The following is a 7,399-nucleotide window of genomic DNA, read 5'->3' as shown; positions in this document are numbered from 1 at the left end:
ACGCCGTCGGTGTAGGGCTTCTTGGCCTCCAGGCCGAAGCCGGATGCCCGGTGCCGGCGCAGTGGCTCGACTTCCCGGAACGAGCCCGGGTCGAGCAGCAGCGCGATGCGCTCACGTGCGGTCAGCTTGCCCTTGGCATGCTGCGCCTCGGTGGCGCGCTCGCTCGGGCCGCTGCGGGCCCGGTCCTTGATGGCGAGCATTTCGGTGACACGGCCCCGCATGCTGCACGGAGTCACCGAGCTGGCCGGTATGGCCTCGCCGGGAGGTTCCTGTAAGGCTGTCATCGCACACCGCTTCCCATCTCTCGACCGTCGCTCGGCGGGTCTGGGGACCGAACCGCCTGGCTGGGCACCGCGATCGCGGTCACCAGCAGCCCGTTGCGGACCCGCCAGCCGCTGCTGAAACCGCAGAGCCGGGTGCTGGCCACCACCGGGTCCGGGACCAGCAGCCGCGCGGTGAAGGCGCGTGCTGCAGGATCCACGGAGATCACCACTTGCTCAACAAAGTCCAGCCACTGGCCGTTGAGTGGGTACCACGCCTTGTAGACGCTTTCCTTGGCACTGAACAGCAACCGGTCCCAGCACACGTCGGGTCGCTGGGCCGCCAGCATCGGCAGCCTGGTCTGTTCCTCGGCGACGGTCACGAGATCCAGCGCGCCGCGGTCGGGTAGCGGTTGGTTCCGCTCCTGCGTCCACATCGATCATCACCACGTCGGTGGCGCGCGCCACCGACGCCGCCCGATAGCCGGCGGCAGCGCTTCATGCTGATGATCCCGACCGGCCACCGCGGTTCGCCGCGTGCCCGGGGCAGGATGGGGCGGGGGCCCTGGGCCGCCAAGGGCGTCCGAGCGCAGGCTCGGACGGTCGCGAACTCCCGGCGGCGCTTCGCCGCCGCGTTGGCCACCAATTGTTCTTCCTTGGGAAACAGCATCGGCGGGCCGGCTGGATCGCCGAACGCCTCGGCAACCATGATGGGCGGGCATAACAGTCTACTCAGGAACGCTTTTGAAGGCCGTTGCGGAAGTGTTGGCATCTGCCCGTCGGCCCTCCCGGACATGCCGCGTTTGTCAGCGCGCAAGTTAATGAACCCCTTCGAGCCAGTCTTGAATCGCTCGAGTGGTGGAGTTGACATGCTTCTCCATCATCGTGAAATGGTCTCCCGGTACGTCGATAACTCGGTTGGCCGAAGTCCACGAGGACTGCCAGTCTTCGTCACCGCACAGATCGGCCCAACGCGGGGACATCTGTGAGGCACGAAGGAACAGGACGGGAACGGTGATCTCGGAGGGCTTCCAGTTGGAAAAGAGCTGGAAGTACCAGGCCATGGCCGTGAGCCCGGCCTCCTCCGGAGCGGCCAACGTTCTTCCCGATCCGAGCGCCACCTCTGTGATCATGGCTTTGATGCGCGGCGCTATCACGCTGTCGGGGACATAGGTGTCCAGGAGGACGACGCCGGCCGGAGGAGCATCGAGAGCCTCCAGTCGGGCGGCTACGGCATGCGCAATCCAGCCGCCTGAGGAGCGCCCCACGAGCATCGTGGGGCTACCGGCGAAATCGCGGAGGAGGGTATCGACCTCGGACTGCACCAGGGCATCGACGGTTTCCGGAAGCAGTTCAGCGCCGGTGAATCCCGGGGTGGGCAGCATGGCTGCATCGCGTATTCCACGAAACTCGGACGCAAAACGTGTGAACTCGTTGGCCCCCCATACCCCGACAATCGACGGGAAGCAGATGAGCGTCGGCTGCTTTGGGCCATGACAGAGCCGGATGGGCTGTGGTGCGTTGGTGAAACTGGTTCTCTCGTCGAAAGACGGCCGAAGGTGTGACAGAGCGGTCAGCAACTCCAGGCCATCATCGGGTGTGCCGAAGTCGCAAGCCTTTTGGTACAGCGACTCGATGGTGGCTGACCACGGCACGAACGGCGCCTGCTGCGCGGCCGCGTTTTCTCGCGGTTCGCCGTTGAGGGAGGCAGTCTCGTGTCCTGCCGTCAATTGTCCTCGCAGGTGTTGGGCGAGGGCGACGGGCGTGGCGTAATCGAAGAGCAGGGTTGCGGGCAAACGCAATCCGGTGGTTCTGGTGAGGTGGTTGCGAAGCTCGAGTGAGGTCAGCGAGTCGAGCCCTGCCTCGAGAAAGCCGCGGTCTTTTGGAATGTCCTGTGCCGAGGCGTGACCGAGGACTGCGGCTGTTTGGTTGCGCACCAGCTCCAGCATGATGTGGTCCTGCTCGGCCTCGGCGCGCCCGGCCAACTGCTGGAGCAGCGTGGCGGGGCCGTCGGTGGTGCCGCGCAGCTGTGGTGCGGGGCGGACCAGGCCACGCAGGAGGGGCGAGGTCGTCGTGCCATTTGCTTGGCTGCGCAGTGTTGCGAGGTTCAGCCGCAGCGGCACCAGCTGGGGTACGTGGGTGGCGAGGGCTGCGTCGAAGAGAGCCAGGCCCTGCCGGGTGGTCAGCGGAGCAATGCCGGATCGAGTCAGCCGTTGGGTATCGGTTCTGCTCAAGCCGGCGGTCATGCCGCTCGCTTCCGCCCACGGTCCCCAGGCCAGCGAGGTGGCAACGAGCCCGCGTGCCCGCCGATGCTGCGCCATGGCGTCCATGAAGGCGTTGGCCGCGGCATAGCTGCTCTGTCCCGAGGTGCCGACGGTGGCGGCGGCGGATGAGAACAGCATGAATGCCGACAGGTTCAGATCTGCGGTGAGTTCATCGAGGATCAAGGCTCCGTCCACCTTCGGGCGGAGCACGCGTGCGACTTGTTCTGCGGTCAGTGTTTCAAGGAGGCCGTCGTCCAGGGTGCCCGCAGTGTGTATGACCGCCGTCAGCGGATGGTCGCCCGGTACGCTGGTGATCAGCTCAGCCACCGCGTCCCGATCGGTCACGTCGCAGGTGGTGAGCGTGATGTGGGCCCCAAGCGCGGTCAGCTCCGCTTCCAGCTCGGTGGCCCCCTCGGCCTGACGCCCGCGGCGACTGGCCAGTACTAGATGCTGGACGCTGTGGTGGCTTACCAGGTGACGGGCTACCAGACTCCCCAAGGCTCCGGTAGCGCCGGTGATGAGGACGGTTCCTTGCGGATCCAGGTCAGCTGTCCCGCCGTGGACCGGAGAGGTCATCCGTGCGAGTCGGGGCACGTGGGCGCTGCCTGCGCGGATGGCTGTCTGGGGCTCGCCGGAGGCCACCACCGCAGGCAGTGCGGCTGCGGAGGCTTCCTGGTCGTCCAGGTCGATGAGCACGAAGCGGCCCGGATGCTCGGATTGGGCCGAGCGCACCAGTCCCCACAGCGGGGCGTGCACCATGTCGATCAGGTCCTGCGCGGGTCCGGCGGCGACCGCGTGCTTGGTCACGATCACCAGGCGGGTGCAGGCGAGCCGGTCCTCCGCAAGCCAGGACTGCAGCAGCTCCAGCATGCGCTGCGTATCCATGTGTACCTGCGTTGCAAGGTCTGCGTCGCTGTAGTCCCGGTGGGGAGTGCAGATGACGCTCACCGTGCCTGGCGTAGGCCCGTCGGTGGCGATGGCCGCCGTCAGTGATTCGAGGTCCTTGTGAGTCTGCACCGGTACGTTCATGGCTCCGAGCAGGGGGCGTAGTCCGGATGCGTCGGCATCGGCGAGCGCGGCCCACCGGTTGGCTGCCTCCTGCCGGTCCGGGGTGGTCAGCGGGGTCCACTCAACGTGGAACAGCGAGTCACGGTGTAGGTCGGGCGCGCTGAGTTGCTCGGCCGTGATGGGGCGCACCAGCAACGATTCCGCCGAGGCGATCAGGGCGCCGGTGGCGTCGGTCACGGTCAGGGACACGGTGTCCGGGCCCGCCGCCGCCAGACAAACTCTCGCGGTCGACGCGCTGGAGGCATGCAGCGACACGCCGCTCCAGTGGAATGGCAGCCGCCGCTGCTGCCACACATCGATGTCAGGGTTCAGGAACAGCGTGTGCAGTGCTGCTTCCAACAGCGAGGGGTGCACAACGAACTGCTCCACTTGCCCTAGCTGCTCTGGCGCCAGGGCCACCTCGGCGAAGATCTCATTCCCGCGCCGCCACGCGGCCCGCAATCCTGAAAAGGCCGGCCCGTACGCGTACCCGTGCTCGGCAGCGCGTTCATAGAGGTCATCAACGTCCACAGGGACCGCGCCTCGGGGGGGCCAGACATCAATACCCCGAGCACGGGCGCCCGCTGGGCTGTCGCCGTCGCCTCCTGCCGTCAGTAAGCCGGTGACATGAAGGGTCCACGGGTCCTGCACGTCGGCGTCTTCCTCCTCGGGACGCGAGTACACGTGCACGGTTCGATGGCCGGACCCGTCGGGGGCCCCTACCGCGACCTGGAATGCGATTCCACCGTGCTCGGGAAGGATCATCGGCGCCTGCAACGTCAGCTCTTCCAGGCGATCACAGCCAACTTTCGCACCAGCCCGGATCGCCATCTCGACGAAGACCACGGCTGGCAACAGGACGGTTCCCAGCACCGAGTGACCTGCCAGCCAGGGGTGCGACGCCAGCGACAGCCGGCCAGTGAACAGGAAACCGTCCATTGCGGGCAGCCCTACAGCGGCCGCAAGCAGCGGATGATCAACAGGACGCAGACCAGCAGCATCCACGTTCACGGTCAGAGCTGGGGTGGTGAGCCAGTAGTGCTGGTGTTGGAAGGCGTAGGTGGGCAGGGGGACCCGCTGGGGGGTCCAGGGAGTGAACAGGGCGTTCCAGTCGACGGTCGCACCGTGGACGTGGAGTTCGCCTAGGGCGGTGAGTAGAGACTGGACTTCGGATTGGCCGGCTCGGGAGGCGGGTGTCGCCAGCACGGCGTGCGTGGCTTGGGCATCTCTACCGCCGTGGTCAGCGAGAGCGGAGTGGGCCAGGGTAGTGAGGGTGCCGTCCGGGCCCAGCTCTATGATCACGTCCACGCCGTGGCTGCCCAGGGCGCGAGCTGCATCTGCAAAACGCACCGTGTGCCGGACCTGCTGAATCCAGTACTCGGGCGAACATGCCTGCTCGGCCGTGATGACGTCACCGGTGAGAGTGGAGACGATCGGAATCGCGGGTGCGGTAAAGGACAGCCTCTCTACCTCCTCACGCACGTCAGCGAGGATCGGATCCAGGTGGGGGGAGTGGAAGGCGTGGCTGACCGGCAGCGGCTTGACCCGGCGCCCCTGCCTCTCCCACAGCCGGGCGATCTCGCCGACGAGGTGTTCGTCGCCGGAGACCACGACGGCGGACGGCCCATTGATTGCCGCGATACTCACCTGTGCTTCGTGGCCAGCCATACAGGACAGGACCTCCTGCTCGGTGGCCTGCACGGCGTACATCGCGCCGCCGACGGGCAGCTGCTGCATCAGCCGGCCGCGGGCAGCGACCAGGGCGCACGCGTCCTGCAGCGACCACACGCCGGCCGCGTGGGCGGCGGCGACCTCGCCGATGGAATGTCCCAGGAGGAAGGCAGGGCGTATGCCCCAGTGCTGCAGCAGCTGGAACAGGGCCACCTCGAATGCGAACAGTCCGGCCTGAGTGAACATTGTTTGATTCAGCAGTGCAGCCTTGGCCGACCCCGGCTCGGCGAATAGCACCTCCCGCACCGAGATGTCCGCATACCCGGCCAGGTGCCGGTCCAGTTCAGCGCAGACCGCGTCCATCGTCTCGGCGAAGGGCGGGAACGCCTCGTACAGCTGTCGGCCCATGCCCGCGCGTTGACTGCCCTGGCCGGAGAACATGAACGCGACCTTGCCCGGGCCGAGACTGGCGGTCCCCAGTACTACCCCGTTCGCCGGCCGGCCCTCGCGCACCGCGTGCAGGCCCCGTGCCAAGCCCTGCTGATCGCCGGCGAGCACCACTGCCCGGTGGTCGAACAGCGCACGCGAGGTGGCTAGCGAGAACCCCACGTCGACCGCAGAATCCGCGAAGCGTCCGTCCTCCACATGAGCCAGCAGCCGCCGCGCCTGCTCCCGCAACGCTTCCGCGCTCTTAGCCGACAACAACCACGGCACCACCGGCATCGTGGTGTTCTCCCGTGCCGACCTGGACTGCTCAGGCGGCGCCTGTTCCAGGATGACGTGGGCGTTGGTGCCGCTGATACCGAACGACGACACGCCTGCCCGACGAGGGTGGTCATTCTGCGGCCACGGTGTGGCCTCGGTCAGCAAGGACACCGCCCCCGCAGACCAGTCCACATGCGGGGTGGGTTCGTCCACGTGCAGGGTCTGCGGCAGCAGGCCGTGCCGCATCGCCTGCACCATCTTGATGACGCCGCCCACGCCCGCCGCCGCCTGGGAGTGACCGATGTTCGACTTGAGCGCGCCGAGCCACAGGGGCCGGTTCTTCGGGCGGCCCTGCCCGTAGGTGGCCAGGAGCGCATGCGCCTCGATCGGGTCTCCCAGGGGCGTGCCGGTGCCGTGGGCCTCGACCGCATCCACTTCGCCGGGCGTCAGACGGGCGTCAGCCAGCGCCTGGCGGATCACGCGTTCTTGGGACGGGCCGTTGGGGGCGGTCAGCCCGTTGCTCGCCCCGTCCTGGTTGACCGCACTACCTCGGACCAGGGCCAGAATGGGGTGGCCGTTGCGCCGGGCGTCCGACAGTCGCTCCACCAGCAACAGCCCCACGCCCTCCGCCCAGCCCGTGCCGTCGGCCCCGGCCGCAAACGCCTTGCATCGCCCGTCAGCCGACAACCCACGTTGACGGCTGAACTCCACAAACGGGCCAGGCGTCGCCATCACCGTCACGCCCCCGGCCAGCGCCATCTCACTCTCGCCTCGTCGCAGCGACTGACACGCCAGGTGCAGCGCCGTCAGCGACGACGAACACGCCGTATCCACCGTCACCGCCGGCCCCTCCAGCCCGAAGCAGTACGCCACACGCCCAGAAATGACGCTCGCCGCCAGGCCCGTGACCTGGTAGCCCTCGACGTCTTGGGTCACGCCCATCGTTTCAAGCGCGCCGTAGTCCTGGCCGTTCGTACCAGTGAAGACGCCGGTTCGGCTGCCCCGCAGCGATACCGGATCGATTCCGGCATGCTCAAATGCCTCCCACGCGGTCTCCAGCAGCAGTCGCTGCTGCGGATCCATCGAAACGGCTTCCCGAGGGCTGATCCCGAAGAAACCCGCATCAAACCCGCCGACATTATGGAGAAACCCGCCTTTGAGCGTGTAAGTCTTCCCCGGCCGGTCCGGATCCGGATCGTACAGCCCCTCCGTCGCCCAGCCACGGTTGTCCGGGAATGCGCCGGTCGCCTCCCGCGCCTCAGCCACCAACCGCCACAACTCCTCCGGCGAAGCCACCTCCCCGGGGAAACGACAGGCCATGCCCACAATCGCGACAGGCTCGTGGTCCTTCGCTTCCGTCTCCCGCAGGCGCTGCCGGGTCTCGGTCAGTTCAGCAGTCGCCCGCTTGAGGTAATGGCGCAGCTTCTCTTCCTGCTGCATGAGAGCCCTTTT

Annotated in this window: 3 protein-coding genes and 1 pseudogene; all 4 read right to left on the bottom strand. The window is 67.4% G+C overall.

The features are described from left to right. Positions 1 to 284: carboxyl transferase domain-containing protein (locus ACWCQK_RS37775; protein WP_451163089.1), on the bottom strand; the 284-nt coding region annotated here is incomplete at its 3' end. Further along, positions 281 to 697: a 4'-phosphopantetheinyl transferase superfamily protein gene (locus ACWCQK_RS37770; protein WP_451163087.1), complete on the bottom strand. Its 417-nt coding sequence runs from the start codon at positions 695 to 697 to the stop codon at positions 281 to 283. The genes ACWCQK_RS37775 and ACWCQK_RS37770, both read right to left, overlap by 4 nt. Beyond that, positions 640 to 930 (bottom strand): hypothetical protein, encoded by a 291-nt coding sequence (locus ACWCQK_RS37765; RefSeq protein WP_451163093.1) that lies wholly within the window; start codon positions 928 to 930, stop codon positions 640 to 642. The genes ACWCQK_RS37770 and ACWCQK_RS37765 overlap by 58 nt, the downstream gene beginning before the upstream one ends. A 148-nt stretch (positions 931 to 1,078) precedes the next feature. Then, positions 1,079 to 7,357, bottom strand: a pseudogene (locus tag ACWCQK_RS37760) (type I polyketide synthase); the annotation flags it as partial. Between the last annotated feature and the right edge of the window lie 42 nt (positions 7,358 to 7,399).

Source organism: Streptomyces sp. NPDC002306 (assembly GCF_053593435.1).
This window is presented reverse-complemented; position numbering and strand designations above follow the sequence as displayed.